The organism is Bartonella saheliensis, assembly GCF_902162175.1.
In genome coordinates this window covers 1-1,641 of sequence record NZ_LR607300.1, presented here as the reverse complement: position 1 = coordinate 1,641, position 1,641 = coordinate 1, and the positions used below count along the sequence as shown (strand labels likewise).

General features: G+C 31.5%; 1 protein-coding gene. It reads left to right on the top strand.

Annotated elements, in window-relative coordinates; translation table 11 throughout:
- The first annotated feature begins 36 nt into the window (after window positions 1-36).
- Window positions 37-864: an outer membrane protein gene (locus tag FS875_RS09805; protein ID WP_144756233.1), complete on the top strand. Its 828-nt coding sequence runs from the start codon at window positions 37-39 to the stop codon at window positions 862-864.
- Window positions 865-1,641 lie beyond the last annotated feature (777 nt).

The window sequence follows — 1,641 nt, the reverse complement described above, 5'->3', positions numbered from 1 at the left end:
TATTTACTTATCACATTAGCTTTTAGGGGAGCAATTATGATTACAAAGTATTTAATTTCAACATCTATCTTTTCTTTAATTTCAATTTCTGTATTACAAGCAGCGGATGTTACGATACCAGAACAGCCGGTACCTATTATTACAGCTCCACAGTTCTCTTGGACTGGATTTTATCTTGGAGGTCAAATTGGTAATTTTTCAAGTAAAATTAAAGCAAGTTATTTAAACGATGAGAATGCAGGACAATGGTCTCCACTTGGAAAGGAAGATTTACCTAAACTTTCCGGTTTTATCGGTGGCATTTATGCAGGTTACAATATTGATATCGAAAATGGTTTTACTATAGGTATAGATACAGATCTCATGTGGTTTAATAAAAAAGATACAAAAGATCACCATTTGCCACAAGAAGGTCATACCGAAGGATCATCATCAAAATCAAAAGTTATAACAGTAGGGACTAGTGATGATGGGGATCATTCGGCAACCTCTGATGAAGTGGTGCATCACACTTTAAAACAAAAATGGGCTGGAGCTACACGAGTAAGATTTGGTTTTTCTTTTGATCGTTTAATGCCTTATGTGGCTGGAGGTGTTGCGTATACACAGCTTAACAATATAATCTCTAACAAATCTAATACGGAAAATAAATCGGGTAATCTTGATAATTTGGTGTATGACGAAAAGAAGACCATGATTGGTTATACTCTTGGAGGGGGGGTTGATTTTGCAATGACTGATAATGTTCTTTTGCGTGCAGAATATCGTTATTCAGATTTTGGTAAGAAGAAATTTGTGCAAGATAAAGTTGAAATGGGCTACAAGACAAACGACTTCCGTGTAGGTGTCGCTTATAAATTTTGATTTTTTGCAGAATTAAACAATTTAAAAGCCTCATTTTAAAATGAGGCTTTTATTTTTCAAGTAGATACTGGTAAATACTTCTTTACTGAGGAGAGATACTATTTTATTTGGACAATATTTTGATTTATAAAGATAATTTACTATTTCAGGTGGAATAAGAATTCAGAATATAGTAGAATTCTCTCATTTAAACCCTATTCCACGTTGAAGCAATCAAAAGTATTTTTTTGTACGTTACAGGCTGGCGAAAACCTGTGCGTATGTATAAAGACATTAAGGAAAAAATAAAAATACTTCTTATGACCCCTCTCAAGCGTTAAAGATTGCCTCAACATTGGGGGAAAGTGTGTAATGGTAGCGAGTTTATTCTTCATAAACGCAAAAATATGGGACTTTACCATTAAACCATTCATGGGAGCCATCGCGAAAGGAGCTTGAATAGCAAAGATGCTTTTTAAAAATAAGCGCGTGAATAGGCAATCCAATGACATTCTATTATATTTGAAAGATCTCTCATACAATTAAATTTTCTATTTTGCGTTATCATAAAATATTTTATTTAATAACAAAAAAATCACATAAAATCACATCCACAAGATAACTCCAATAATAAAAATTCATACTATAATTTTTTTATTATTATTGGATAGTTTATGCTTTATTATAGATAATAGTACAGTAATAATAAGAATATTATAAAATGATTTATAGGAAAAAATAGATAGAAAACTAGGCATTTATCGAGACATAAAAAATATTATTCTCTATGTCTATTAT